This is a genomic window from Halobaculum sp. CBA1158 (assembly GCF_021431925.1).
Classification (GTDB): Archaea; Halobacteriota; Halobacteria; order Halobacteriales; family Haloferacaceae; genus Halobaculum.
Genome location: NZ_CP090372.1, coordinates 107,535 through 132,659, shown reverse-complemented (window position 1 = coordinate 132,659; position 25,125 = coordinate 107,535). Strand labels below are relative to the sequence as shown.

The following is a 25,125-nucleotide window of genomic DNA, read 5'->3' as shown; positions in this document are numbered from 1 at the left end:
CGGCGACGGTGTCGCAATGAGAGCGTACTCCGCGTCGGCACGTCCGCTCGTGGTGGGGGTCGTGGGACTGCTGGTGTTCTCCTCGATCACCGTCGGTCTCGCCGGCACAGCGAGCGCGGCCGCCGGTGACGACCGAACGTTCGCGGTCGCACAGGGCTCGTCGTGTTACGAGGTCGACCCGTACGCGGACGCCGACCGGACCGTCTCCGCGTTCTACGACTACCGCAATCCGAACACGACGCCGTCGGCGTCGACGTACAGCTCCTACGGAACGACCGAGTTCCAGCGCACCGGCGAGAGCTCGCTGCTGCTGTACGCCGGACCGGACGACACGAGCCTCGTCGTCCTCCACGACCGCCTCGGCGACGGCGACGGCGGCAGCACCACCACCTACGACATCGAGGGGCTTCCGGACGGCGAGTGGGCCGTCCAGGACGACATCTACGCCAACCGCGACGACGAGTGGGACCTGAGCGACGGACGCGCGAGCATCGACTGGAAGTGGTCGATCAACCGCACCGACGGAGGTGCCTACCGCGGTCTCGACTCGTTGGAGGGACCGATCGTCATCGACCCCAGCTACAACGAGGACGCCGATGCCTGGGGCGAGTGGGGCTACTCGGGCACGCCGGAGTACCGCGTGACCGACTGGACCGTGTTCGACGCCGACGGCGACGAGCACACGCTCGACCTGGATCGCAGGGTGTTCATTCACCCCGGCGGCTGCGTCGAGACGCCGCCCTCGGCCGCCCTGTCGGCCCCCGGAACCGCCGCGGTCGACGAGTCCGTGACGCTCGACGCCGGCGACACCACCGACCCCGACGACGAGGTCGCCGCCTACGAGTGGGACCTCGACGGCGACGGCGAGACCGACCGGGTCACCGATTCGCCGACCGTCGAGTACGCCTTCGAGGCGGCCGGGAACCGCTCAGTCTCGGTCACCGCCCTCGACACGTACGGCAACGGGGACACGGCGAGCGTGACCGTCGAGGTCGCGGACGCGAACGGGACCGTCGAGCCGACGGCGTCGCTGTCGGCCCCCGAGTCGGTCCCGCCGAACGAGACGGTGACGCTGGACGCGAGCGACTCGGAGCCGACCGACGAGATCGGCTCGTACGCGTGGGACGTCGACGGCGACGGAACCGTCGAGAACACCACCGCCGACCCGAGTATCACGATCGCGTACGAGGACACGGGCGAGTACGAACCGACCGTGACGGTGACCGTCACGGGCGAAGAGGGGAGCGATGCCAGCGACACCGCGAGCACGACGATCACGGTCGCCGACGATCCCCCGACTGCGATCCTCTCGGTGCCGACCGAGGCGTCGGTAAACGAGACGGTGACGCTCGACGCGAGCGACTCGGTCGACGATGTCGGGATCGACTCGTACGCGTGGGACTTCGAGGGCGACGGCGATGTCGACCGCGTCACCGACTCGCCGACCGTCGAGCACGCGTACGACGCGTCCGGCCAGTACGAACCGTCCGTCGTCGTGAACGACACCCGAGACGCCTCCGACACAGCGACCGGCGCGATCGACGTGACCGGCGGTGACGACGGGGATGATGGTGATGACGGTGATGGCGGAGACGACGACGGCGATGATGAGGAGGCGGTCGCGCGGTTGACGGTGACGACCCCCGTCGAGGTGGGGGAGCCGGCGACCCTGAACGCCAGCGCGTCCACCGGAGACGTCGAGGCGTTCGCCTGGGACGTCGACGGCGACGGCGAGGACGAACGAACCACGGAGTCGCCGGTCGTCGAACACGAGTACTCGGCGGCCGGCGAGTATCCCGCTCGCGTGACGCTGGTCCTCGACGACGAGGGAGACGCCGGCGCGAACGGAACGGCGACCGCGACGGTCGTCGTCGAGGGGTCCGAACCGGCGGTCGACGTCGACCTCTCGGTCCCCTCGGAGGCGACCGTGAGCACGCCGGTCACGCTGACCGCCGACGCGACCGGGATCGACGAGAACGCGACGTACGAGTGGGACCTCGACGGCGGAGACGCCGGCAACGGGACCGTGGGATCGACCGTGACGGTCACCTACGACGAACCGGAGGAGTACGATCCCACGGTCACCGTGACGGACGAGCAGAACGGGACCGCGACCGCGACCGAGACGGTGAACGTGACCCGGCCCGATCCCGAGATCGACGCGGACGCGACGCAGGTCGGCGTCGGCACATCGGTCGGGTTCGATGCGGTCCCGAGCTTCGACGACGGAGCGCCGTACTCCCTCAGGTGGGACTTCGGCGACGGCGCGAACGACACCGGAAACGCCGTCGAACACGCCTACAAGACGAACGGTACCTACACGGTCACCCTGAACCTCCTCGTGGAGAACGAGTCCGTCGCCTCCGCGGACACACGGGTGACCGTCACCGACGCCGATGATGGCGACGGCAGCGGTGACGACGGAGACGGCAGTAACGACGGCGGAACCGGGAGCGATGATGACGACAGGGACGGATCTGACGACTCCGACGACTCAAACGATTCGAGCAACGATGGTGGTGACGACACCGACGACACCGGGGACGGCGGCAGCGACGACACCGGTGCACCCGCCGGCGGAGGCGGTGGAGGCGGGAGCGGTGGTGGAGGCGGTGGCGGCGGCTCCAGCGACGACGCGACCGGGGGGACGGACGACGCTGACGGGGAGTCGGACGCCGACCCGGATCCGGAGCCGAACCTCACCGCGGTGACGGCGTCGATCGACAGCGAGTCGATCGTCGCGGGCGAGTCGGTCGTCGTCACCGCGAGCGTGACCAACGAGGGGAACGCCTCCGGGACCAAGACGATCGAGCTGGAGATCGACGACGAAGAGGTCGCCATCCGTCGGTTCACCCTCTCGCCCAACGAGAGCCGGACGGTCCGGTTCACCCGCGAGTTCGCGGATCCCGGAACCTACACGATCGAGGTCGACACGACTCAGGAGTTCCGCGTCGCGGTCCGACCCCCGGAGCCGAACGTCTCAGTCGTCGGACTGACGGCGAACGACTCGGACGTCGGCGTCGGCGAGGCGGTGACGTTCACCGCGCGCGTCCGCAACGACGGCGAGGCCGCCGGCACGATCCCGGTCCGGCTCTCGCTGTTCAACGAGACCGTGGCGACGCGCGAGGTTCGGGTCGAGCCCGGGGCGACGACCCGCGTCGAGTTCACCCGACGGATCGCCGCGCCGGGGCAGTTCCGGGCGGTCGTCGGGAACCACACCGTCACGGTCACGGTCGCGGGCGACTCGACGCCCGACGCCGGCGGCGACACCGGTGGCGACGACACGGCGACCGAGACGACCACTCCCGGCTTCGGCGTGCTCGCCGCACTCGCCGGGCTGGCCGCGCTCGTCGCGACCCTCGCGGGCGCGCGCCGTCGACGCGAGTGACGGGCGACGGCTGACCTCGATTGCCGATCCCGGAACGTGTCTGGTTTAAATGCAATCGAGAGATCGTTTTCGGATATAATCGACAGAAAGCACCGGGAAAATCCGATGTTTTCTTCCGAATACGAAAGCCCCCACGCTTAAACGGTAGCGCGCCGTTATCGCGACTAACACAGCACTAACGCGTGGGATCGATCCCCGTCGACGCTGTGGGAGCAACCATACACATGGATATCAGACATCTCCTGAACGACGACCGGGCAGTCAGTCCGGTCATCGGCGTGATCTTGATGGTGGCGATCACCGTCATCCTCGCGGCCGTCATCGGTTCGTTCGTACTCGGCCTGGGGAACAGCGTCCAACAGACGGCACCGAACGCGAACTACGACCTGAGCTACAACGACACCGGCGTCACCGCCACGCACACCGGTGGCGATACGATCCCGTCGGGTGAGACAGTCGCGCTAAACGTTGCAGGCACCCAAGAGGCCTCAACGACTGACGGAATGAGCGCTGGTGACTCTCTTGAACACAATAGCGTCACCGGTGGCGACGATGTCGCGGTCATCTGGACCTCCGAGAACGGCGAGACCTCCCAGACGCTCGCCCAGGGTGAGGTGCCCTCGTGACGATGAACGTCGGCGACCTACTCGGTGACGACCGGGCAGTCAGTCCGGTCATTGGGGTCATTTTGATGGTCGCAATCACCGTGATCCTTGCGGCCGTCATCGGCTCGTTCGTGCTCGGACTGGGTAACAGCGTCCAGCAGACCGCACCGAACGCGAACTTCAACTTCGACTACGATAGTGGTGCTAGTGACGTTACCGCAACCCACACCGGTGGTGACACCATCCCAGCAGAGGACAGCTTAGAGCTGACAGTCAATGGCGGTAGTGCGCAGTCTTTCGGCTCCGGACCTTTCGAAGCGGGGTCACAAGCCACAACCTCATACACGCCTGGAAATGATGATACTGTCCGGGTTGTCTGGACAGACGCGAATGGAGAGAACTCGCAGGTACTCGCGAGTGACACCGCACCCTAGCTGAGAGACACGATATGAATTTCAAAGAACTCATCGGCGACGACCGTGCCGTCTCGCCGGTCATTGGGGTCATTTTGATGGTCGCAATCACCGTGATCCTCGCGGCCGTCATCGGCTCGTTCGTGCTCGGCCTGGGCAACAGCGTCCAGCAGACCACGCCAAACGCGAACTTCAATTTCGACTACGAGCAGGGCTCGGGGTCGGACTACAACGTCACGGCGACGCACCAGGGCGGGACGACGCTGGACTCCGATAACTCGGGAAGCGTCTCGTTGAACGCCACCACCGGCGGCAGTACGGCGTTCTCCCTGCCGGTGACTGCCGGAAGCTCCGCGACGATCAACGGGACTGGCGGTGCCGGTGCAGTACCGCCGAGTACGACCGTGCGCGTCCTCTGGACCTCGCCCAACGGCGAGACCTCACAGGCGCTGGCGACCGGCGAAACGCCCTCGTAAGGCCGAATCGACGGCCGATCCGGGCGGACTTCTTTCGAAAATCGGACCGCGAGCGACGCCTCAGCAGCTCCGGTCGTTCCCCTCGACGTCGTTGCCGGTGACGCCGAGTCGGATCTGGATGTCGTAGTGGTCGTTGCCGCAGGCGGTGTTGTTGTGGAGGGCGTTCGCGGTCGCGTCGCGGACGTCGAGGCCGTCGTCGCCGTTGTCGAGCAGGACGTTCGCTATCGCGGCGTTGCCGTCGGCGTCGCGGATGTACAGCCCGTCGTCGCCGTTTCCGACCGCGCGGTTCGAGTCGAGGGTGTTGTCGACGCCTGTGTGCAGGTCGAAGCCGTCATCGCCGTTGTCGCGGGCGTCGTTGCCCGCGAGGGTGTTACCGTCGCCGACGAGGTAGACGCCGTCGTCACCGTTGCCCGCGAGGACGTTACCGGTGACGTTCGTCCCCGTCACCGACGAGAACGCCATCCCGTCGTCGACGCTCCCGTTCACACGGTTGTCGGCGACCGTCGAGCTCGAGACGTTGCGCAGCCTGATCCCGTCGGTCGCGCCGACGATCGTGTTGTTCGCTATCCGCACCTCGGCGGCGTCGCTGACGGCGACGCCCTCGTAGCGGTTGTTCGCGATGCGGCTGTCCGCGACGACCAGCGAGGGTCCGCCGGCCTCCCGGGGCGCGAACAGTCCGGACAGCTTCCCGGTGTTGGTGTCGCCGAGCAGCGAGACCATCCAGGAGGGGACCCCGGCGTCCGCGCGCGTCTCGTCCGGGACCGTTCCGACGCGAACGCCGACGCCGCCGTTGTCGAGGACGGTCGCGTTGCGGACGCTCGTCGCGCGTGAGTCGCGGACGGCGACGCCGTCGCCGTCGTTCGCCCGGACCGCCGTGCCGACGATGGAGACGCGTTCGCCGTCGGCGACGACGATCCCGTGCCCGGAGGCGTTCGCGACGCTCCCGCCGGCGACGACGGCGTCGGCGGCGGCGTCGAGTCGGATCCCGCTGCCCCCGGCGTCGCGGACCGTCACCGCCCGGATCTGTACGTCCTCGCTGTCGCCGACCGCGACGCCGTGCCACCAGCCGGCTGCGACCAGCCCCTCGACGTGGAGCCCGGAGACGCCGTCGGCCACGACCGCCGAGCCGTTCCCGTCGGCCGAGGCGACGGTGTGTCCCGTCCCAAGCAGCGTCACGTCGTCCGCCGTCACCCGGAAGCAGTCCCCGGTCGCGTTCTCGACGTCCCGATCGAGCACGTACATCCCCGACTCGTCGAGTTCGCCGCAGTCGCTCACGTACGTCACCGACCCGGGTCCGGGGAGGTCGGCGGCCGCCGCCGGTGCGACGACCGCTGCGGATGCGCTCCAAACGACGACTACGGCCGCGACCACGGCGACCGCCGCGGTCCCCCTGGTCCGTGCTTGTCCGCCCGTCTCGGATCGCCTCTTCGTGGTCATACTCTGATCCTACTCGGGTGGTAACGACACATTGTAAGCGTCCGGCTTCCGGTACTCGGCGACCTGACCCGGACCGGCAGCGGGTCGTCAGCGGGTCGCCGCCGAATCGACCCGTCGCCGAGTCGCGCACTCGATCCCGCCGCAACCGGGCTACTCGGACGCTAACTAACCGACGTGGAGTTCCAGTTGGACGACAGATGCGCGTCGGCGACGAGGATCGGTGGGTCGAGCGAACCGCGACCGCGAGCGTCGGCTGACCGTGTGGCCCTGGGACCACGTCGCCGTGGCGTACCTCTGTTGGTCGCTCTACGTGCGAGTCCGTGGTCGCGGACCGCAGTCGACCGCGGTGGCCGTCGCCGTCGTCGCCGCGGCGCTGGCACCGGATCTGATCGACAAGCCGCTGGCGTGGGTGCTCGGCGTGCTCCCGTCCGGCCGGTCGCTCGGGCACTCGCTGTTCACAGCGCTCGCGGCGGCCGGACTCGCGGCCGGAGTCGGACGCCTGAGAGGGATCTCCGGCCTCGGGACGGCGGTCGCGATCGGCTGGGTCTCGCACCTCCTCGGCGACGTGGCATACCCGCTGGTCGTCTCCGGCGACCTGGCCGTCGGGTTCATGCTGTGGCCGCTCGTTCCCGCCGCGTCGTCGTCGCCGCCGACCGACGCGATCGGCCACGTCTCGGAGCTGTTCGCGGCGTTCCTCGGATACGTCGCCACGCCGGCGGGCGCGGCGTACCTCCTCGCCGACGCCGCGCTGATCGCGGCGGCTATCGGCCTGTGGGTCGCCGACGGCGCGCCCGGGACGGAACTCCCGCGGCGACTCCTCGGTCGCGAGTGACCGGTCTCAGTCGATGTAGCCGAGACCTCGAAGCCGCGCCTCGACCGCCTCGTCGGTCCCGCCCTCGTCCGTATCGTCGGCCCCGCCCTCGTCCGCGTTGTCGCCGGTCTCGTCGGCTCTTGTCGTGGCGTCATCGCCGATCATTTCGTCGGCGACGCGGAGGTCCCGCTCGGCCGGGTCGGAGCCGTCGGCGAACGCCGACCGCAGCACGTCACCGTCGACGCCCGGCGGGATCGATTCCCCGAGCGCGTGCAGGACGGTGGGGAACACGTCGACGACGCTCGCGTCGTCGAGGCGCGCGCCGGGGTCGATGTCGGGACCGGTCGCGAGGAGGATACCTTCCGGGCGGTGGCTCGCGGCCGTCTCCCGTGCGTCGAACACGGCACCGTCGGTCAGGGGCGTGTGCACCTCGTAGCCCTCGATCCCCTCCACGACGAGGTCCGGCGACTCGGGATCGTCGGGGAAGCAGTCGTCGCCGTCGTGGACGACGAGGACGTCCTCGCCCGTCTCGGGATCGGTCACTCCCTCGAACAGATCGGCAATCTGCCGCTTCAGCTCGGGAACGGCGGTCGGCTCGACGGTACCGTGGTCGAAGCGGTCGGTCCGATTGACGTACAGACAGCCGTCACCGCGGACGAACGCGTCGGACTCGGGGTAGTCGATGTCGTAGACGGCGTTGTCTCCGGGCACCTGCATCGCCACCATGTCGACGAGCCCCTGGGGGAGGCGCTCGACGACGTCCTCGTCGTCGATGCCGAGGCGGTCGAGCCACCCGCGGACCGCGGTCTTGTCGACGCCGAGGCGACCGAGCACGCCGCGGACGCCGGCGTCGTTCCCGCGGCGGGCGAGCAGCCCCGCCCGTTCGAGCACGCGGTTGGGCGAGACGACGCGCTCGATCGGCCCGAAGCCGTGATCGGAGACCACCAGCAGCGTGCCGTCTCGTTCCTCGACGTGCTCGTGCACCCTCGCGAGCACCTCGTCGAGGCGGCGGTAGTGATCCAGCAGGACCGATTCGTCCCACACGAGGTGCTGGAGTCGGTCGGGCGCGGTGAACACCACGAACCCCAGTCGAAACGTCGTCTCTCCGAGGAGGTACTCCAGGAGTCGCTCGCGCGAGTCGACAACAGACCCGATCTCCTCGACGAACGCGCCCTCGTCGCCGTCGAACCGCTGCCAGTCGAGCCCGATCCGGTACTCCGGCACCTCGTCGGCGAGCGTCTCCGCGAGCGTCGGCGGGTGGGTGAACCCGTCGCCCGACCCCGGGGTCATCATCCCGGTCACGAGGTGGCCGTCGATCGGGCGCGCGGGGTACGTCATCGGGACGTTCGCGACCGTCGCGGGCGCGAGGAGGTCCCACAGACGGGGGCCGGTCACGTCGTCGCTGGTCGCGACCCGATGCGAGTAGTCCGACTGCAACTGCCGAAACCAGTAGACACCGTGGCCGTCGGGCCTGCGTCCGGTCGCGATCGACGGCCACGCCAGCGGCGTCGACGCCGGCGTGGTGCTGTGAAGCGGTCCCGAGGCTCCCTCCTCGAACAGTCGCGCGAACGCCGGAAGTTCCCCCTGTTCGACCCAGTCGGCGAGCAGGTCCCACGGAACGCCGTCGAACCCCAGCACGAACGCGGCCTCCCCGTCGGGTTTCATTCCGTCGCCCCCCGAACGCTGATCGAATCTGGCAGTTGCAGTCATCGTGTCGTCTGGACGCCGACACGGGAGGGGCTTTGTTAGGCGGCGAATTGAACTACTGTCTCCCCGATGTCCGGCGACGGAACTGGGCCACGGACAGTATCGTCGCCGTTGGCGGTTGTCGGACGCGATCGGTCTCGTCGTGCGGCCGCGGCGGGGGAACGAACCGCATAACAATCCCCCGAACCGGGGAAGGCGACGCCATGAGACGGGACCCCGCGGGCGACGGCGACGGAGCGATCCGGTCGCTGCCGATCGACACGCCGATCCTGATCGGGTATGCTATCGTCGCCGGTGCGGTCATCGCGCTCGGCGTCGTCGACGGCCCGCTTCGGGTGCTACTGGCCACGCCGCTCGTGGGAGTGCTTCCCGGATACGCCCTCCTGTCGGTGTTGTTTCCGGGCGATCGCCCCGCCGACGCCGACCGGCCGACGCCCTGGCGACTCCCGCTGACAGACGGGCTCGGCTGGTCGGAGCGCTGCTCGCTGTCCGTGGTCGCCAGCCTCGTGCTTCTCCCCCTGATCGTCGTCGGTCTCGCGGTCGTCGGCGCTCCGCTCGCGACACCCTCGATCACGGCGACGCTCGTGGGCGTCGTGGTCGCCGGAGCCGTCGCCGGCGCGGTCAGGCGACTGCGGCTCCCGGCGAGCAGCAGGTACGACCTCCCGTCGACGCGCGGAACCGGGACGTTCGGACGACCGTTCGGCGAGGGGGACGGACCGAACCGGGCCGACCGGGTTCTGAGCGGTGCGGTCGCGGTCGCGGCGCTTTTGGCGGTTGGCGGCCTCGCTGTGGGGCTGGCCGCGCCGGTCGACGGCGAGTCGTACACGGAGGCGGCCGTGCTCACCCCCGGCGCGGACGGTCCCGTCGCCGGCGACTACCCCGCCTCGCTGTCGGCCGGTGAGTCGACCGACCTCGTCGTTGCCGTCGAGAACCGCCTCGGCGAGGCGGCCGACTACGAGGTGGTGCTCGTGCTCGATCGGGTCGAGGTCGACGACTCGGGCGAGACGATGACTGTGCTCGAACGCAGCGAGCTGACGCGGTTCGACCTCTCGCTCGCCGACGGTGAACGGACCGAGCGCGACGTCTCGATCGCGCCCGACCTGATCGGCGAGGACCTCCGATTGAGCGTGTTCGTCCACCGCGGCGAGGCCCCGTCGTCGCCGTCGGCCGAGACGGCGACCGAGCACCTCTACCTCTGGGTCGACGTGGCGTGAGAACGGGTCGGTGTCTCGCGAGAGGAACTGGGCGGCACTCCGCGAGGAACGGGTCGGTGTGACCGGGGGCGGCGGGCTATCGCCTCATTAACAATGGGTCGACTCGGCGACGTGTCGACGATGACCCTTCGAACAGCCGTCGTCGGCGGCGGAACCGTCTCTGACGTGCACCTGTCGGGACTGGAGCGGAACCCTCGAACCGAGTTGGTCGCGGTCTGCGACCTCGACGAGGAGGTGGCGCGCGAGCGCGCCGAGGCGTACGGGATCACGGCGTACACCGATCTGGACGACCTGATCGCCGCCGAGTCGCTCGACTGGGCGCACGTGTGCACCCCGGTCCAGTCGCACCTGCCGGTGGCGAAGACGCTCGTCGACGCCGGCGTCCCCGTGCAGATAGAGAAACCGATCACCGAGACGTACGAGGAGTTCGAGGAGCTGGCGGCGTACGCCACCGACCGCGACGTCGTCGTCTCCGAGAAACACAACCACAACTTCGACCCCGTGGTCCGCCGAGTCCGCCGGGCGATGGAGGCGGGCGAGTGCGGCGAGGTCCGGGGCGTCGAGGTGATATACTCGGGGTGTAGCCGTCCGGACGACCCGAACCGCGGTCCGTGGAACTTCGAACTCTCGGGCGGCGAGTTCGAGGAGGGGCTCCCTCATCCGATCTACATCACGCTGCGCGCCGGCGGCTATCCGCGGTCGGCCGCGGACGTCTCGGCGACGACGGCGCTGCGGGGCCGCTACGACCGGGACTTCGACTACGACGGGGCGACCCTCCAGTACGTCACCGACGACGACGTGCTGTGCACGACGACGATGCTCGGCGGCACTCGCGCCGTCCGTCAACTGATCGTCCACGGGTCGGAGAAGTCGCTGACGGCGGACCTGATCTCACAGACGCTCGTCGAACACGACCGCGACTACAAGGGCTCGGCCGCGGGGAAGGTGTCGAACAACCTCGACAACGCGCTGGACCGCCTCCGCGACACGGTCGCGAACGCTCGCGCGCTCCTCCGTCGGAACCGCTCGGACGACTGGGACACCGCGCGCCTGCTCAACGCCCACTACTACCAGAACGACGCCGAGTCGCGCGCGCTGGCGGCCGGCGACGAGGCGGCGATGCCCGTCCCGCTGTCGGAGTCGCGCTGGATGATCCGGCTGATGTCGGAGGTCCGCGAGGCGGCCCGAGAGCGCCGCGACCCCGGCGACGACGGCGTCAGCGAGGCGACCGATTCCGCCGTTGCGACGGAGGCAGAGTAGCGCGCCCCCGCCGATTCCGATGGCATACGGACCCCGACCGATCGGCACGCTCGACGAGACACTCCGCGGCGCGGGTCGGCGACTCGCCGAGGGCGTTCCCTCCGTCGAGTCGTCGCTGTTGATCGCGCGCGACCGCTACGCGAGGGCGGTCGTCGCCGCCCGAACGCTGCGTAACCGACTGCGCTACGCCGCCCCTCCCGAGCCGTATCGGCTGATCCGCGTCGACCCCGCCGACATCCAGCGGTGCGTCGAACTCCACGCCGCGAAGTTCGCGGAGGCGGGCGTCGTCGCCGGCGGCGACTGGGACCGCGAGCGCGAGCGCTTCGCCGACCTCGATGTGTTCCGGGCGTACCGGGCGCACTTTGAGGACGGCGTCCCCTGGGAGGAGACGACGTTCTACGACCGGATCGTCGACGAACTCGACGGCGGTCTCGTCCGTTGGGGCTGTCGCACCGAGGCGGAGTTCCGACGCCGCTGCCGCCGGCTCGACGACCTGTACGAGACGATCCGCGACGAGGGCTACCGCAGTCAAGCGGAGCTACTGGTCGAGGGCGGCCGCGACCCGATCGACTCCGACCGGCGGTCGCGACTGCTCACCGAGCGCCTGAAAGACGAGATAGCCGTCCACGTCGGCCGCGACGGCGAGGTCCTGTTCGAGGACGGCCGCAACCGCCTCTCGATCGCGAAACTGCTCGACCTGGACTCGATCCCGGTTCGCGTGCTCCGACGACACGCCGACTGGCAGGCGGTGCGCGACGCGTACGTCCGGGGTGACCCCGCCGTCGTTGACCGCGACGACCACCCGGATCTCGCGCCGCTGTCGTTCGGGTCGGTGGTCGACTGAACCGATCGTCGAGTCGACAAGATGTAATAGCTATCTAAGCTACCTATCTTACGTACCTTACCTACCTATTTTACCTACTGTGGCCGTCCGTCTATGTTACAGAGGCTGCGTGGGACGGCCAGGCTTCTCGCCTCTCTCCTCACAAACTCTTCTGCCTCTCTCACCTCTTCCGCCTCTCTTGCCTTTCTCTCCTCTCTTTCCTTTCTCGCCTCTCTCGCCTCTCTTGCCCTTCTCGCCTCTCTTTCGCGCTATCTGCGCCGTTCGAACGGTCTCACCGGACCGGAGCCGGGCGACTCGCGAGGGCGGCGAGTCCCGTCCGGAGGTCGACGCGCGGTTCGAACCGGAGGAGTCGGCGTGCCTTTTCGGTGTCGCCGCGACTGCGCTCGATGTCCCCGGGTCGGGCGTCGACGTGGACGACGCCGGCGCTCGCGCCGGTCACGTCGACGACGACGTCGGCCAGGTCGCGGATCGAGACGCTCTCGCCGGTGGCGACGTTGAACGCCTCGCCGGTGTGTTCGGTCGCGGCGGCCGCGAGGTTGGCTCGGACCACGTCGGCGACGTGGACGAAATCGCGCGTCTGCGAGCCGTCGCCCTCGACGGTGAGCGGCTGACCGGAGCGCGCCTGCTCGAGAAACGTGCTCACGACGCCGGCGTACTCCCCGGCCGACTGCCCGGGACCGTAGACGTTGAAGTAGCGGAGCGCTACCGTCTCCAGGCCGTACAGGTCGGCGTATATCCTGGTGTAGTGGTCGATCGCGAGCTTGTCGGTCGCGTACGGCGAGGTCGGCTCCTTGGGGTCGCTTTCGGCGATCGGCACCGACTCGGGGTTCCCGTAGACGGCGACGCTGGAGGCGACGACGACGCGGGCGTCCTCTCGGCGGGCGGCCTCCAACACCGCGAGCGTGCCGGCGACGTTGACGCGGTTGCTCTCGCGGGGGCGCTCGATCGACAGCGGGACGCTGACCAGTCCCGCCTGGTGGAAGATCACGTCGACGCCGTCGGTCGCGCGCTCCAAGGGGTCCCCGTCGAGCAGGTCGCCCTCGAGCAGCGTCGCGCCGTCGGGCACCGCGTCGGCGTCGCCGTTCGAGAGGTCGTCGAGCACGCGCACCTCCGCGTCGTCGACGAGCGCGCTCGCGAGGTGACTGCCGACGAAGCCGGCTCCACCGGTTATCAGTACCGTTTCACCCTCGAGGTCGTGGTCGGCGGCGGTCGGATCGAGCGCGTCAGATCCGGGTCCGGTTCGGGTTCCGGATCCGGAGTGGGTTGTCGCTTCGGCTGCACCCGTGGCCGCGTCCTCGTGCGTCTCCATGCACGCCGGGTGCCCGACTCGTCGGTTTGTTATAGAGCGCCTGCGGCGTCGCGGGCGGCGAGTGTCACCCCAAGATATCGGCGACTTCCTCGGGGTCGAGGACGCCGCCGGCGACCGAGAGAACGGCCCAGACGACGACGCCGAGTAGGACCGTGGCGAGGAGGGTCGCGATCCCGGACACGTACGGCAGGGCGACCCACACGGACAGCGCCATCCCGACGGTCACCAGACACACGGTCGCGAGCGCGCGGACGACCCTGCCGGGTTCGAACGACAGCTCCTGATGGATGAAGTAGACGTTCGATCCGGTGTACACGGTGTAGGTGATCACGGTCGCCAGCGCCGCGCCGACGACGCCAAGCCGCGGGATGAGAATGAGGTTGAGGACCGCGTTGGCGACGGCCATCGCGGACTTGATCACCGCCCGCGAGCGGGCCCGACCGAGGTAATCGAGGCCGTCGCTCGTCACCTTGTTCACGGCGTTCACGAGGATGAAGCCGGCGTACACCTGGACGACCGGCACAGCGCCGAGGTAGTCGGCCCCGAAGACGTACCGGACCATCGGGCCGGCCACGAGCGCGAGCCCCGTCACCGCGGGCACGTACGCCAGGAGGACGTACGTCAGCGACCGCTCGTACACCCTGGCGGCGCGGTCGGTCTCGCCGCGCTCGCGCTGTTCGCTCAGCGCCGGCGACACGGTGAAGCCGAACGACGACGCCGGCATCGACACGAAGTCCGACACCTGCTTGGCGACGGTGTAGAAGCCGACGGCCGTCATGTCCAGCAGCGCGCCGACGAGGAGCACGTCGACTCGCTTGTCGAGGACGTTCGCTCCCCGAGTCGCCGTCAGCGGGACGCTGTACTCGGCGATCCGGCGGGAGAGCCCGGCCTCGGGGTCGGGGTCGGGATCGTACGTCCGATACAGCCGAACGTAGAGGAGCCCGCCGCCGACCAGCGCCGCGACGGCGTAGCCGACGACGTAGCCCGCGAGCGCGCCGGCGATGCCGAACCCCAGCCCGACGAGCGCGACGACGCCAGCGACGCGGCCGACGCCGGTGACGACGCGGACGATCCCGCTCCACTCCACGCGTCCGAACGCCCGGAGCAGCTCGCGGACGTACTGGGTGAGCGCCGTCGCGACGACGTAGGCCGCGCCGATCCCGAGAAACGGGACGAGCGACTCCTGGCCGACGAGCGTCGCGACCGGACGGCCGAGCGCGACGACGCCGACGGCGACGACCGCCGACGACGCCAGCAGGAACGCCAGCGATCGCCGGACGACGTGCGGGACGAGTCCGGGGTCGGACTCGACGAACTGGGTGACGTACCGACCGGCCGACTTGGGGATGCCGAGGGTCGCGAGGATGGCGACGACGCTCATCGCCGCCAGCGCGAAGTTGAGCGTGCCGAACTGGTCGGGGGTGAGAAGCACCCGCGTCAACAGGAGCACCAGCGCCGCGTTGGCGGCCATGTCGACGACGTTGGCGGCGAACGTCGCCTTGACGCCGCGTGCGATCCGCTCGACGAACGACGATGCCACCGCTCACTCACCCGCCGTGTCGGCCTCGGTGTCGCCGGCGGCGACGCCGACACGGTCACCGTCGAGGTCGGTCGCGGCGTCGTCGGTCACAGTCGCGTTCGTCGCCCGCACGTAGTACACGCGGAGCCCGTCGCTGGACTGCACGCGGTTCACCGTCGGCGTCGTCTCCAGCTCCCTGAACCCTCGCTCGGGGTATCGGAAGCCGTCGTAGAGCGCGGTCTCGCGCTGACGGCTCGACTCGGTGATCGCGACGTACCGCGTCTCGTCGAACTCTCCGGCGTACCTCGCGCCGGTGAATGTGGTGTCGTTGATCCCGCTGTCGTACCCCGGGAACTCGAGATCGCCGCGGGCGAACTCGGTGCCGTAGTAGGCGTCGACGTAGCGGCGCGGCCCGCCCCGGAGCCCGGTGAACGGCACTCCCGGCTCCCGGTGCTCGAAGGCGGCGGCGTGGCCGTCGAGTTGGCTCCCCGTCACGTGCGGGGTCGGCTGGTACATGAACGGCGAGGCGTGATAGCCGACGGCCGCGATCGGCGCGAGGACCAACAGGACGGCGAGCACGACGGCGGGACCGGCTCCCGTCGGAAGCGAGCGGTCGATGCGGTCGGCGGCGAGCGCGAGCCCGGCGGCCCCGAGGACGGTGACGAACGCCATCATGAACCCCTGATACCGGAAGTACATGTCGCCGGCACCGATGGCGAAGACGACGAGGAACACGCCCGCAAGCGGCACCAGCGCCGTCGCGAGGTAGCGGACGGCGGCGTCGGTTCGGTCGTCGGCGACGCGGCCCGCGAGCGTCGCGAGCACGAGGCCGCCGGCGACGACCGACAGCGCCGTCCCGGCGACGAACAGCCTGAAGAACAGCGACGGGAGGCTCCCTCCCAGCGCCGTCAGCGAGGTCGCCTTCGCGGCGACGACTGTGCCCGCCGAGGCGTCGCCACCGAGGATGCTCCCGAGGGTGAACGCCACCGTGTCGCGGGCGCGTTCGAACCGGGGGGTCCACAGCAGGAAGAATCCGACGAGCACCCCGGTCTGGACGCCCAGCCACCGGTGGCTCGCGATCGACGAGTCGGCGTCACGGCGGCGGAGCGCGGCCTGGAGCAGCGCCACCGCGAGGAACACGAGCGCGAGGTTGAGCGCCTGCTGGGGGTGGACGAGCACGAACGCGGCCGACACCAGCGCGAGCAGGACGCCGACGCCGGTGACGCCGACGGAGCCGCCGCCGTCCGTGACGGTCCGCGGCGTCGACGGGTCGTCGGCGTCGGGATCGGTGCTCGCCTCGGCAGACGCGTCCGCGTCGCCGGCGTCGGCGTTCGTCGTCGCCTCGAGCGCGTCTGCCGCGGGGTCCAGCACGTACGACAGAGCGAGGTACGCCGCCGCCGGGACCAGGAGGATGGCCTGACTGGTCGGGTGGGCCGTCGGGTGGACGCTGATGTTGTTGATCGGCACGAACAGCGCCGCGGCCGCGACCGCGACCGCGTACGCCCGGCGCGCGTCGGTGACGACGCGAACCGCCAGCGGCACGGTCAGCAGGAACACCAGCGGAAACGCGAGCAGGACGACGTACTGCATCGACCGCGTCAGCGGGACGCCCATGACCGCCGAGAACGCCACCGCCGTCGAGTGGATCCCCGGGTACAGCACCTCCGTCGGAGAGATCGCGCCGGCGGCCATCTCGCGTGCCCACCCGAGGTGTGTCAGCCCGTCGCCAGCGCCGTAGTAGCGATACCCCCGGAGCGTCGGCATCGCCGACACGACGACGCCGGTAGCTCCCACCAGCAGGGGCGCGCCGCCGTGGAAGCGATCCGCGGGCGTCGTCGCGAACGCGACGCAGAGTCCGGCGGCGGCAGCCACGCCGAGGCCGATCCACGTCGCCGTCGGCGTGGCGGCGTACACGGAGAGTTCGTACCCCGTCGCCGGGGCCGACCGAGCGACGAGGATCGCGGCGAACAGCCCCAGATAGCCGACGAGCAGTCCGACCCCGGCGACGCGGCGCGTCGTGGTTCCCATTCGTGACTCACCAGTTGGCCGCACTCCGGTCCGTCCGGGGATTGTTATGGCCCGGATACGCCGGGGCGGCCGGTTGACTCTCTCCGATTCGGGCGGCGGTCGTCGACACGTCACCGCCCCGCGAGAGCCGGCTCGCGGGCGACGCCGACGACCGACTCGTACACCGCTCGGAGCCGTGCGGTCGTCGCCTCCAGCCCGACCTCCTCGGCGGCGGCCCGGCCGTTCGACCGACCGTCGGCACGCAACGCGGCGACGATTCCGTCGACGAGATCCGCGTCGGAGCCGCACACCCGCGAGTGGGCGACGCCGTCGAGGCGCTCGGGCACGTCGCCCACGTCCGTCGAGACGACCGGGAGGTCGCACGCCAGCGCCTCTTTCACGGCGTTGGGCGACCCCTCGCGCTCGGAGGTGACGAGCAGCACGTCCGCGGCGTTCATGTACAGCGGCATGCGCTCGTGTGGCTCCCCGGTGACCGTGTGGAATCGCACGTCGCCGTCGACCGCGTCCGCGACGCGGTCGACGACGCGCTCGGCCCGCGGGTAGTCCTTCACTCCCCGCGCCGGCGGGTACGGGAACAGCACGTGGTGGGCGTCGGGATCGTCGCGCCACCCGAGCGCCTCGCGGGCGGCGTCGACCGGCATCGGGCGGAACAGCTCGAGGTCGACGCCGTGGGGGATGACGTGACAGTCCGTGTCCAGTTCGGCGGCCATGCGCTCGGACATGACGACGACGGCGTCGGCGTGGCGGGCGCACCGCCGGGTGAGCCAGCCGTAGTCGCCCATGAGGTCGCTGCCCCACAGCGAGAGGACGACCGGGAGTCGGACCTGCGCGAGCGCGTGCGGAGCCGTCAGCCCGTAGTTCGCGTGCACGAGGTCGTACTCGCCCAGCGAGTGGCGAAACACCGACGGGACGAATCGGAGGTAATCGCTGAAGCCTCGGCCGTCTGTGTCGCCGTCGTCGTACGTCCGCCGGCCGGGGACCGCGAGCGTGGTCTCCTCGACGCCCAGTTCGCGCAGCGTCGCGCGCTGTTGCGTGAAGAACCGCGACTGTTCGGTCGGGACGAGGTTGAGCACCCGCACGTGCTCACCTGCTCATCAGCCGGTAGGCGGTCTTGGCCGCGCGCATCCCCGCGCCCTCGGACTCGACGGTGTAGTACGGCACCAGGTCGGCCCCGAACTTGCTCTTGTAGCGACACAGCCGCTCCGTGTTCGCGCCCATGAGGTCGTAGGTGTCGACCGACTCGCGCGGCTCGCCGGCGGCGACGTCCTCGATGATCCGCCAATGGAGGAGGCCGTTGACGCTCGTCCCGTCGCGGGTGGCGACAGCGCCGCCGAGCCAGAAGTACGCGGCGTCGTTGGAGTAGAGCACGACGATGCCGCTGCAGAAGGAGCCGTCGGCGTCGCGGACGACGTACGGCCGGCAGCGGTCGACCGCCGACAGCGCCTCCGTCAGGTCGCGCACGTACGGCCAGGTGTGGGTGAACCCCCGGTCCTGCTCGGCGTAGCGGTCGCGCGCCTGCTCGTAGATGCGCCGCACGGCGTCACGGCCGCCCACCTCGACGGAGACGTCGAGGTCGCGGGCGTCGCGGATCTCCCGTCGCAGGCTCTTCGAGAACGACGCCATGATCGCGTCGGTGTCGCCGTCGACGGGGAGGTGGTAGGTGAACGACGGGTCCATGGATAGCTCGGACCAGCCGAAGGGGCGCGGGTCCGGATGGGAGGTGGGGCACACCATCCGGAACAGCGTCGTCGACGACGACACGTCCAACTCCTCGAGTAACCCCTCGGTGAAGCGGCCGTTGACGCGCTCGCGTTTCCGCCGTTTCGGGCTCGCCGGCGTCACCAGCGGCCCGAGTCGCGGGACGCCGAACCCCGGCGGGGGCGACAGCGCGGTCGTGCCGATCGGCTGCTCGCGGACGAACACCGGGGCCAGCCCCACCGGGCGGTCGCCCTTGAAGCCGCCGTAGCGCCTGAGTTCGCCGCGGGCGTGGACGTCGAGCACGTCCAGCGCCTCGGGGGTGTGAAACACCTCGAAGCCGTCGGACGGAAGCGCGTCCTCCCATTCCTCGGCCGAGAGCCGTCGGATCTCCATCGGCGAGAGAGGAGCCCGCGACCTGAATTGTTATACGGCGCGTACCGCCCGCGGACTGCCGGTCCTCACTCCGCGTCGACGGCGTCGACCGCGTCGTCGCCGGCGTCCGTCGACGGCTCGTCGAGGGCCATCAGGTCGTAGAAGTGACCGGGCGCGCCGACCCACGCGCCCAGTTCCTGCGCCCGACGGATCAGCGTCCGATACAGTCGCGTATGGCCCGGGAACTCCGCGGGCGCGAACAGCCGCGGGTGCCACAGTACGCTCATCACGGCACCCTCCTCGCGCGCCTCGGCGAGCAGCCTCGAGCAGACCTCCCACGCCGCCTCGAAGCTCTCGCCGGGGTCGGGAAGCGACTGCTCCATGACCGTCAGCGGGAACACGACGAACTCGTCGCCGAAGGGGCGTCTGATGCCGTGGCCGTGGTCGAACCCGGCCGCGTCGCTGGAGCCGAGGCTCGCGTCGTAGCGGAGGCCGATCGCGCGGTGGTGCTCCCACGTCTCGGGGGTCCGGAGATTGAGGTAGTGCTGCCTGCCGCCCGCGATCGGGTGGCCGATCACGTCCTCGACGGTGGCCTTCTCGGCGGCGAGACGCTCGCGGTCGTCGAACGACTCGTAGGATCCGTGGAGCCCCACCTCCCACCCGCCGGCGGCGAGCGCGCGAAGCGCCTCCCGGACGTCGGGGGCCGTCGGGTCGTAGCGCCCGGCGTACAGCTGGATCGACTCCATCGAGAGCCACTCCGAGGGCGGGCGGTCGCGGAGCAGTCGCTGCTCGTCGAGCACGTACCACGCCGACCGGACGCCCAGTTCCGCCTCCAGCGACCGCAGCCGGTCGAAACACCAGTAGGGGTTCGAGCCGGGGGCGAGCGTCGAGAGGTGGTGCAGCCGGCGACCAGGCTCGGTCAGGGCGTAGTACAGCGACTGGTACGTCTTGTACGGCCGGTCGAGGTCGTGGGTGAGCAGGAGGACGAACTCGTGGTCGTCGGGGACGGGACGTTCCACGGGCGGCTCGCCGTCGGGCCAGGTGAGGTCGTCGTTGCCGGGCGGAGGCGGCGGGGGCGACGAGGGCGACGCGGACGAGGCGTTCGACGCGTCGGCGTCGCGGTCGTCGCGGGCATCGCCAGCGCGGTCCGGGTCGCGGTCGCGGCTCACGCGCCGCCCACCTCCTCGACGAGTTCGACCGCGAAGGCGGTCACGTCGACCTTCTGTGCCAGGAGTCGCCGCCGGCGACGACGCCAGCGACCGCCGGCCTCGGGGTCGTCCGCGAGCGCGACCGCGCGGTCGGCGGCGGCGCGCTCGTCGTCGACGGACTCGACGAGCCCGCGGTCGGCGAACGTCTCGAAGTTGGCGAGCGTCGCGTCGTAGGGGTCGTACCGGACCGTCGGCGTCGCGAGCAGCGCCGCCTCCGCCGCCATCGTCCCCGAGTCGCCGACGTAGCAGTCGGCGAACGCCAGCAGGTCGTGCATGGCGTCGGGCGCGACGGGTGCCTCGTGCTCGGCCAGCGCCGCCGGGAGGTCGCCCTCGGCGGAGACGTAGACGGCCCCGCGGTCGGCGAGCCGCTCGACCAGGTCGCGGACGACCGCCGGCGAGAAGCCGGCCGCGTCGCCGTCGTGGTGGGCGCTCCACTCGACGAGCCTGACGACGGCGAACGGCTCATCCGGATCGACGCCGGCGTCCCGCAGGCGCGTCGGGTTCGGCTCGAAGCGCGCGGGATGGAGGTACGCCAGTTCGTGGTAGCCCTCGTATCGGATCTGGCGATCGCCCGCGTCGCGCCCGAACTCGGCGGGCGTGCACACCACCGACGCCGCCGGGGTCGTCACCCGGTCGAGCAGGCCCGCCTGCTCTGTGTCGTGGAACACGACGTTCGGTGCGCCGACCGCGCGAGCGACGTAGGCGGCCGTCGGACTCAGCCTGCTGAGCACCACGTCCGGGCGGAAGCCGGCGGCGACGCGGAGCAGGCGCGCGCCGCGGCCGACCCACTCGCGGGCGACGCCGGCGACGCCCGGCCGCTTTCGCGACAGCGGGGTGTGGTCGATACCGTAGGCGTCCAGCAGGTCGGTGGTCACGTCCTTGCGTCGGCTGACGACGCGGACCGCGTGCCCGCGGTCTCGGAGGGATCCGATCGCGTTGCGAAACAGGTGGACGTGCGCCGGGTGACTCACGTCGACGAGGATCCGCATCGGTCTCACTCCAGGTAGCCGAGGTCGGCGAGGCGGTCCTCGACGCCGGTTCCGTCGCCGTCGGCGTCGCCGCCGTCGTGGGCGTCGGCGGCGTGCGCGTCGCGACCGCGGTCGGGAGCGAGGGGACTCCGCGTCCGAACCGGGCGCTCGGCGGCGGCCGAGTCGGGCGCGAACACGTCGAGCACCTCGCCGTCGAGGTCGTCGGGGACGGCCGCGCCCATCGAGTGCAGCAGCGTCGGCGCGAGGTCGACGATCCGGGCGCGCTCTGTGAGGCCGTCCGACCGGAAGCTCGGCCCGGAGAACACGAACACGCCCTCGGGCATGTTGCCGCCGCGCCAGACGCCCGAGTCGGCGATCGGCTCCTCGCGACCGATCGCGTCGCTCGTGTGGATCCCCTCGCCTTGATCGAGGATCAGATCCGGCGCTTCGTCGGCGTGTGGTCCCGTGTACTGCTCCTCGCCGCGGCGGACCGAGCGGACGATCGGGGTGCCGGTCTCGGGGTGGCGAAGCGACTCCAGCCCCTCGATCAGCTCCGTGCGAAGCTCTTCGTATCCCGGCTCCCCCGGCGACCTCGTCAGGTAGATCGGGCCCTGGTTGCTGGCGACCGCGTCGGTCGCGTCCCAGTCGAGGACAGACAGCACGCGGTCGCGCTTGACACCCTCTTCCCAGGGGACGACGCGCTGGATTCGCTCCGGGACGACCTTGCTGAGCGTCTCGACCAATCCGAGGCGCTTGGCCGCCGACAGCGCCCGCTCCCGGGTGATCCCCGCCCTGCGGAGCGCGCCGTCGACCGTGCGCTCGACCGAGAGGTAGCCCTGTCGCTGGAGCCAGACGTTCACGTAGAACACGGCGTCGACATCGCAGGTGCCGTGATCGGACATCACCAGGACGTCGTGACCCTCGCCGAGGAACTCCCCGAGGCGGTCGTCGATGCGCTTCCACGCGCGCTCGACCGGCTCGTCGTCGTAGAAGTAGTGCTGGAGCGCCATGCTGTAGAACACGGTGAGGTGGAGGAAGTCGGGGTCCTCGCGCTCCAGGAGCGCCGACGCCGCGTCGAACCGGAGGTCGATCAGGTCGAGGACCGCGTCCACCTCGGCCTCCCCCGTCTCGCTCGGCGAGATCATCGGGCTGGGGTGGACGCGGTAGTCGAGTTCCTCACGGAGGAACCGCTCGACGCGGTCGGGCGTCGCGAAGCCGCGGTCCAGCGACCGGTACGCCGTCTCGGAGGCGTCGGGGCCGCCGGCGACGACGAAGCCGTCGATCTCCTTGGGCGGGTACGTCGACGGCTTGTTGATCACGCCGGCGGTCATGCCCTCGTCGGTGAGATAGTCCCACAGCTCGGCGCTGTCGAAGTCGGTCGCGTCGTGAAACACGTGCTCGCGCTGCTCGGTATCGATCCGGTCGAAGCGAAACACGCCGAGCTTTCCGGGGCCCTTCCCGGTCGCGTAACACTTCCAGTTGGGGACGGTGATCGGGGGGAGACAGCTCCGGCAGACGCCGCCGACGCCGTCGTCGATCAGCGCGGCGAGGTTCGGCAGGTCGCCGGCGTCGAGCCAGTCGACGATCAGGTCCCAGTTCGCGCCGTCGAGTCCGATGGTGATGGTCGTCATGAGGTGGATGGTGAAGCGGATGGCGGTGTTTCGGGCGGGCGGACCAGGCGCAGGCCGCGCTTGACGGCGTTGATCGCCCGGTCCTTGGTGCGTTCGACGAACAGTTCGGGGACGGAGTCGGCCCACCGCTCGGGGTGGACGAGCAGACAGCCGCGGTCGAACGCGCCCGAACGCAACAGGGCGGCCAACTCCGCGGTGCCGTCTGCCGAGACGGGCTTGTGGTGCTCGCCGACGGGGTGGTCCTTGATCTTCAACGCGCCGTCGCGCCAGGTGCGGCCCGTGTCCGAGAAGTACGTCACGTCCACGAAGTCCATCGAGAGGTACGCCTCGCCGAGCAGGTCGTAGGCGTCGAACCCGGGGGCGTCGGCGGCGGTCCACATCTCCCGGTTGTCGTGCGGCGAGAGGGGGTTGCCGTGCATGCAGACGGTGTCGACCTCGCAGTAGGCCCGGAACTCGCGGAGGCTGCTCGCGAACCCGTCGTGGGCCGCCTCGAGGTCGCCGTCCGCGCGGACGTAGTCCTCGTAGTGGTAGCCGACCTCGTGACCCAGCGTCGCGAGCGACCGCGCGAACTCCGGGTCGAACGTGGAGGTACGGAGGTAGTACGTCGCCGACGCTCCCCGCTCTGCTTCGATCCGAGCGAGGCGGGCGGCGTTGGCCGCCTTCCGGTCCACGTCGTGGCGGAGGATCACGAAGCGGTCGGGGAGGTCCTCGCTCGCGAGGTACTCGCGAACCGTCAGGAACTCGTAGCCGCCCTCCTCGGCCGCATCGAGCAGGTCGACGTAGGCGTCGGTGGTGAACCCGTCGGCGACGAAGCCGTCGACGCCGCCGACACCGTCGTCGTCGGCGTCGGTTCGGAGGCCCGTCACCGCCGTCCCCTCCCGACGACGTAGACGTCGCGGTCGAGCGCGTCGGCGTCGAGGGCGTCGCGCGTGTCGATCACTACGGCCGAGCGCGGCACGGAGCGCCAGTCGATCGCCTCGAACTCGTCGTGGTCGGTTGCGAGCACCACGGCGTCCGCGTCGAGCGCGCCGACCTCGTCGTGGTGCACGTCGGTCGCCGCGAGACCGTCGGCGTCGACCAGCGGGTCGCTGGCGTAGACCGTCGCGCCGCGGTCGGCCAGCGCCCGGCAGATGTCGACGCCGGGGCTGGCGCGCGTCTCGGCGACGCCGGCGCGGTAGGCCAGTCCCAGCACGACCACGGTCGCGCCGTCGAGGTCGCGGCCGCGGTCCGCGAGTTCCCCGGCCAGCAGGTCGACGACGTGCGTCGGCGTCGCGTCGTTGACCTCACGGGCCCTCGAGAGCAGGGGCGCGCCGGTCTCCAGCCAGTTGATCACGAAGTACGGGTAGTACGGGATGCAGTGGCCCCCGACGCCCGGGCCGGGCGTGTGGATGTCGCAGTACGGCTGGGTGTTCGCCACGTCGATGGCCTCGCGCACGTCGATCCCGAGTTCGTCGGTGAACCGCGCCAGCTCGTTCGCCAGCGCGATGTTCACGTCGCGGTACAGCCCCTCGAACACCTTCACGGCCTCCGCGGTCGTGGCGTCGGCGACGGGGATCACCTCATTGTCGGTGAGTTCGTCGTACACCAGCTCGGCCGCGCGCGTGGCCTCGCGGTCGAGGCCGCCGACGACCTTCGGGTGGGTGCCGCGCACGTCCGCGAGCGCCCGGCCGCTGGAGGTGCGCTCCGGGCAGAAGGCGAGCCCGAAGTCGTCGGCGTCGAGCCCGCTCTCGAAGCGCAACAGCGGGCCGAGCACGTCCCGGCAGGTGCCGGGCGGGAGCGTCGACTCGACGCACACCAGATCGCCCGGCGAGAGGCCGCTCGCCACGTCGCGCGCGACGGAGGTGACGACCGACGTGTCCGGGCGGTCGTCGTCGGTGATCAGCGTCGGGACGATGATCACGTGGATCCGGGCGGCCTCCGCGGCGGCGGCGGCGTCGGTTGTCGCCGACAGCGACCCGTCGGCCGCCGTTTCCGCGACCAGGTCGTCGAGTCCCGGCTCGTTCGCGACGTGACACTCGCCGTCGTTGACGCCCGCGACGACGGACTCGTCCACGTCGACGCCGGTGACCGCGCCGGTCGCCTCGGCGAACACCGCGGCGATGGGGAGGCCCATCTTCCCGAGCCCGTAGACGGTCACCGGGAGCCGTCCCTCGCGAAACGCCTCGCGTCGGGCGCGCTCGTGGCGGTTCGAGGCGTACAGCCGGGGCGGGACTTCCGTGCGTTCGCTCATCTCTGCA

General features: G+C 70.4%; 20 protein-coding genes. 8 read left to right on the top strand and 12 right to left on the bottom strand.

Annotation, left to right across the window (positions count from 1 at the left end):
- Positions 1-16 precede the first annotated feature (16 nt).
- From Hbl1158_RS15525 to Hbl1158_RS15510, 4 genes are all read left to right on the top strand, one after another.
- Positions 17-3,388 carry a PKD domain-containing protein gene (locus tag Hbl1158_RS15525; protein ID WP_234299783.1) on the top strand — a complete coding sequence of 1,124 codons (3,372 nt, stop codon included), beginning with the start codon at positions 17-19 and terminating at the stop codon, positions 3,386-3,388.
- Positions 3,389-3,612: 224 nt separating this feature from the next.
- The gene (locus tag Hbl1158_RS15520; RefSeq protein WP_234299789.1) at positions 3,613-4,014 is read left to right on the top strand and encodes a type IV pilin N-terminal domain-containing protein; all 402 of its coding nucleotides are present in this window, start codon (positions 3,613-3,615) and stop codon (positions 4,012-4,014) included.
- Positions 4,015-4,016: 2 nt separating this feature from the next.
- The gene (locus tag Hbl1158_RS15515) at positions 4,017-4,427 is read left to right on the top strand and encodes a type IV pilin N-terminal domain-containing protein (RefSeq protein WP_234299788.1); all 411 of its coding nucleotides are present in this window, start codon (positions 4,017-4,019) and stop codon (positions 4,425-4,427) included.
- Between the two features lie 14 nt (positions 4,428-4,441).
- Positions 4,442-4,882 (top strand): type IV pilin N-terminal domain-containing protein, encoded by a 441-nt coding sequence (locus Hbl1158_RS15510; protein ID WP_234299782.1) that lies wholly within the window; start codon positions 4,442-4,444, stop codon positions 4,880-4,882.
- A 60-nt stretch (positions 4,883-4,942) separates the two neighbouring features.
- Here the strand turns inward: Hbl1158_RS15510 and Hbl1158_RS15505 are convergent, their stop codons facing one another.
- Positions 4,943-6,319, bottom strand: a complete 1,377-nt coding sequence (locus Hbl1158_RS15505; RefSeq protein ID WP_234299781.1) for a right-handed parallel beta-helix repeat-containing protein — start codon at positions 6,317-6,319, stop codon at positions 4,943-4,945.
- A 220-nt stretch (positions 6,320-6,539) separates the two neighbouring features.
- Here Hbl1158_RS15505 and Hbl1158_RS15500 point away from each other — a divergent pair, with 220 nt between their 5' ends.
- Complete coding sequence (locus Hbl1158_RS15500; RefSeq protein ID WP_234299780.1) at positions 6,540-7,151, top strand: metal-dependent hydrolase; 612 nt, start codon at positions 6,540-6,542, stop codon at positions 7,149-7,151.
- A gap of 6 nt (positions 7,152-7,157) precedes the next feature.
- On the opposite strand, the gene Hbl1158_RS15495 is transcribed toward Hbl1158_RS15500, so the two are convergent.
- Positions 7,158-8,795 carry an alkaline phosphatase family protein gene (locus tag Hbl1158_RS15495; protein ID WP_234299779.1) on the bottom strand — a complete coding sequence of 546 codons (1,638 nt, stop codon included), beginning with the start codon at positions 8,793-8,795 and terminating at the stop codon, positions 7,158-7,160.
- A gap of 245 nt (positions 8,796-9,040) precedes the next feature.
- On the opposite strand from Hbl1158_RS15495, the gene Hbl1158_RS15490 reads away from it, so the two are divergent.
- The 3 genes from Hbl1158_RS15490 (at position 9,041) to Hbl1158_RS15480 (ending at position 12,155) form a co-directional block, all read left to right on the top strand.
- Entirely contained in the window at positions 9,041-10,051 is a 1,011-nt protein-coding gene (locus Hbl1158_RS15490) for a DUF1616 domain-containing protein (RefSeq protein WP_234299778.1), read from the top strand.
- A 120-nt stretch (positions 10,052-10,171) separates the two neighbouring features.
- Positions 10,172-11,311 carry a Gfo/Idh/MocA family oxidoreductase gene (locus Hbl1158_RS15485; protein ID WP_234299777.1) on the top strand — a complete coding sequence of 380 codons (1,140 nt, stop codon included), beginning with the start codon at positions 10,172-10,174 and terminating at the stop codon, positions 11,309-11,311.
- A 19-nt stretch (positions 11,312-11,330) separates the two neighbouring features.
- Complete coding sequence (locus tag Hbl1158_RS15480) at positions 11,331-12,155, top strand: hypothetical protein (protein WP_234299776.1); 825 nt, start codon at positions 11,331-11,333, stop codon at positions 12,153-12,155.
- A gap of 271 nt (positions 12,156-12,426) precedes the next feature.
- On the opposite strand, the gene Hbl1158_RS15475 is transcribed toward Hbl1158_RS15480, so the two are convergent.
- The 10 genes from Hbl1158_RS15475 to Hbl1158_RS15430 form a co-directional block, all read right to left on the bottom strand.
- Positions 12,427-13,464, bottom strand: a complete 1,038-nt coding sequence (locus Hbl1158_RS15475) for an NAD-dependent epimerase/dehydratase family protein (RefSeq protein ID WP_234299775.1) — start codon at positions 13,462-13,464, stop codon at positions 12,427-12,429.
- Between the two features lie 64 nt (positions 13,465-13,528).
- The gene (locus Hbl1158_RS15470; protein ID WP_234299774.1) at positions 13,529-15,004 is read right to left on the bottom strand and encodes a flippase; all 1,476 of its coding nucleotides are present in this window, start codon (positions 15,002-15,004) and stop codon (positions 13,529-13,531) included.
- A gap of 3 nt (positions 15,005-15,007) precedes the next feature.
- Complete coding sequence (locus tag Hbl1158_RS15465; RefSeq protein ID WP_234299773.1) at positions 15,008-17,011, bottom strand: hypothetical protein; 2,004 nt, start codon at positions 17,009-17,011, stop codon at positions 15,008-15,010.
- A 110-nt stretch (positions 17,012-17,121) separates the two neighbouring features.
- A complete protein-coding gene (locus Hbl1158_RS15460) occupies positions 17,122-18,090 on the bottom strand; it encodes a glycosyltransferase (RefSeq protein WP_234299772.1) in 969 nt (322 codons plus the stop codon).
- Between the two features lie 4 nt (positions 18,091-18,094).
- Positions 18,095-19,102 carry a GNAT family N-acetyltransferase gene (locus Hbl1158_RS15455; protein ID WP_234299771.1) on the bottom strand — a complete coding sequence of 336 codons (1,008 nt, stop codon included), beginning with the start codon at positions 19,100-19,102 and terminating at the stop codon, positions 18,095-18,097.
- 65 nt (positions 19,103-19,167) lie between these two features.
- Positions 19,168-20,250, bottom strand: coding sequence for a polysaccharide deacetylase family protein (locus Hbl1158_RS15450; protein ID WP_234299770.1), 1,083 nt, complete (start codon positions 20,248-20,250; stop codon positions 19,168-19,170).
- Positions 20,247-21,278, bottom strand: a complete 1,032-nt coding sequence (locus tag Hbl1158_RS15445) for a DUF354 domain-containing protein (RefSeq protein ID WP_234299769.1) — start codon at positions 21,276-21,278, stop codon at positions 20,247-20,249. The genes Hbl1158_RS15450 and Hbl1158_RS15445 overlap by 4 nt, the downstream gene beginning before the upstream one ends.
- Before the next feature lie 5 nt (positions 21,279-21,283).
- Complete coding sequence (locus Hbl1158_RS15440; RefSeq protein WP_234299768.1) at positions 21,284-22,888, bottom strand: alkaline phosphatase family protein; 1,605 nt, start codon at positions 22,886-22,888, stop codon at positions 21,284-21,286.
- Entirely contained in the window at positions 22,885-23,754 is an 870-nt protein-coding gene (locus tag Hbl1158_RS15435; RefSeq protein ID WP_234299767.1) for a hypothetical protein, read from the bottom strand. The genes Hbl1158_RS15440 and Hbl1158_RS15435 overlap by 4 nt, the downstream gene beginning before the upstream one ends.
- Entirely contained in the window at positions 23,751-25,118 is a 1,368-nt protein-coding gene (locus Hbl1158_RS15430) for a nucleotide sugar dehydrogenase (RefSeq protein ID WP_234299766.1), read from the bottom strand. The genes Hbl1158_RS15435 and Hbl1158_RS15430 overlap by 4 nt, the downstream gene beginning before the upstream one ends.
- Positions 25,119-25,125 lie beyond the last annotated feature (7 nt).

Bases quoted from the DNA above. Each gene is read 5' to 3' on its own strand.
- Hbl1158_RS15525 (WP_234299783.1), top strand. From the start codon at position 17: ATGAGAGCGTACTCCGCGTCGGCACGTCCGCTCGTGGTGGGGGTCGTG.
- Hbl1158_RS15520 (WP_234299789.1), top strand. From the start codon at position 3,613: ATGGATATCAGACATCTCCTGAACGACGACCGGGCAGTCAGTCCGGTC.
- Hbl1158_RS15515 (WP_234299788.1), top strand. From the start codon at position 4,017: ATGAACGTCGGCGACCTACTCGGTGACGACCGGGCAGTCAGTCCGGTC.
- Hbl1158_RS15510 (WP_234299782.1), top strand. From the start codon at position 4,442: ATGAATTTCAAAGAACTCATCGGCGACGACCGTGCCGTCTCGCCGGTC.
- Hbl1158_RS15505 (WP_234299781.1), bottom strand. From the start codon at position 6,319: ATGACCACGAAGAGGCGATCCGAGACGGGCGGACAAGCACGGACCAGG.
- Hbl1158_RS15495 (WP_234299779.1), bottom strand. From the start codon at position 8,795: ATGAAACCCGACGGGGAGGCCGCGTTCGTGCTGGGGTTCGACGGCGTT.
- Hbl1158_RS15490 (WP_234299778.1), top strand. From the start codon at position 9,041: ATGAGACGGGACCCCGCGGGCGACGGCGACGGAGCGATCCGGTCGCTG.
- Hbl1158_RS15485 (WP_234299777.1), top strand. From the start codon at position 10,172: ATGACCCTTCGAACAGCCGTCGTCGGCGGCGGAACCGTCTCTGACGTG.
- Hbl1158_RS15480 (WP_234299776.1), top strand. From the start codon at position 11,331: ATGGCATACGGACCCCGACCGATCGGCACGCTCGACGAGACACTCCGC.
- Hbl1158_RS15475 (WP_234299775.1), bottom strand. From the start codon at position 13,464: ATGGAGACGCACGAGGACGCGGCCACGGGTGCAGCCGAAGCGACAACC.
- Hbl1158_RS15465 (WP_234299773.1), bottom strand. From the start codon at position 17,011: ATGGGAACCACGACGCGCCGCGTCGCCGGGGTCGGACTGCTCGTCGGC.
- Hbl1158_RS15455 (WP_234299771.1), bottom strand. From the start codon at position 19,102: ATGGAGATCCGACGGCTCTCGGCCGAGGAATGGGAGGACGCGCTTCCG.
- Hbl1158_RS15445 (WP_234299769.1), bottom strand. From the start codon at position 21,278: ATGCGGATCCTCGTCGACGTGAGTCACCCGGCGCACGTCCACCTGTTT.
- Hbl1158_RS15440 (WP_234299768.1), bottom strand. From the start codon at position 22,888: ATGACGACCATCACCATCGGACTCGACGGCGCGAACTGGGACCTGATC.
- Hbl1158_RS15430 (WP_234299766.1), bottom strand. From the start codon at position 25,118: ATGAGCGAACGCACGGAAGTCCCGCCCCGGCTGTACGCCTCGAACCGC.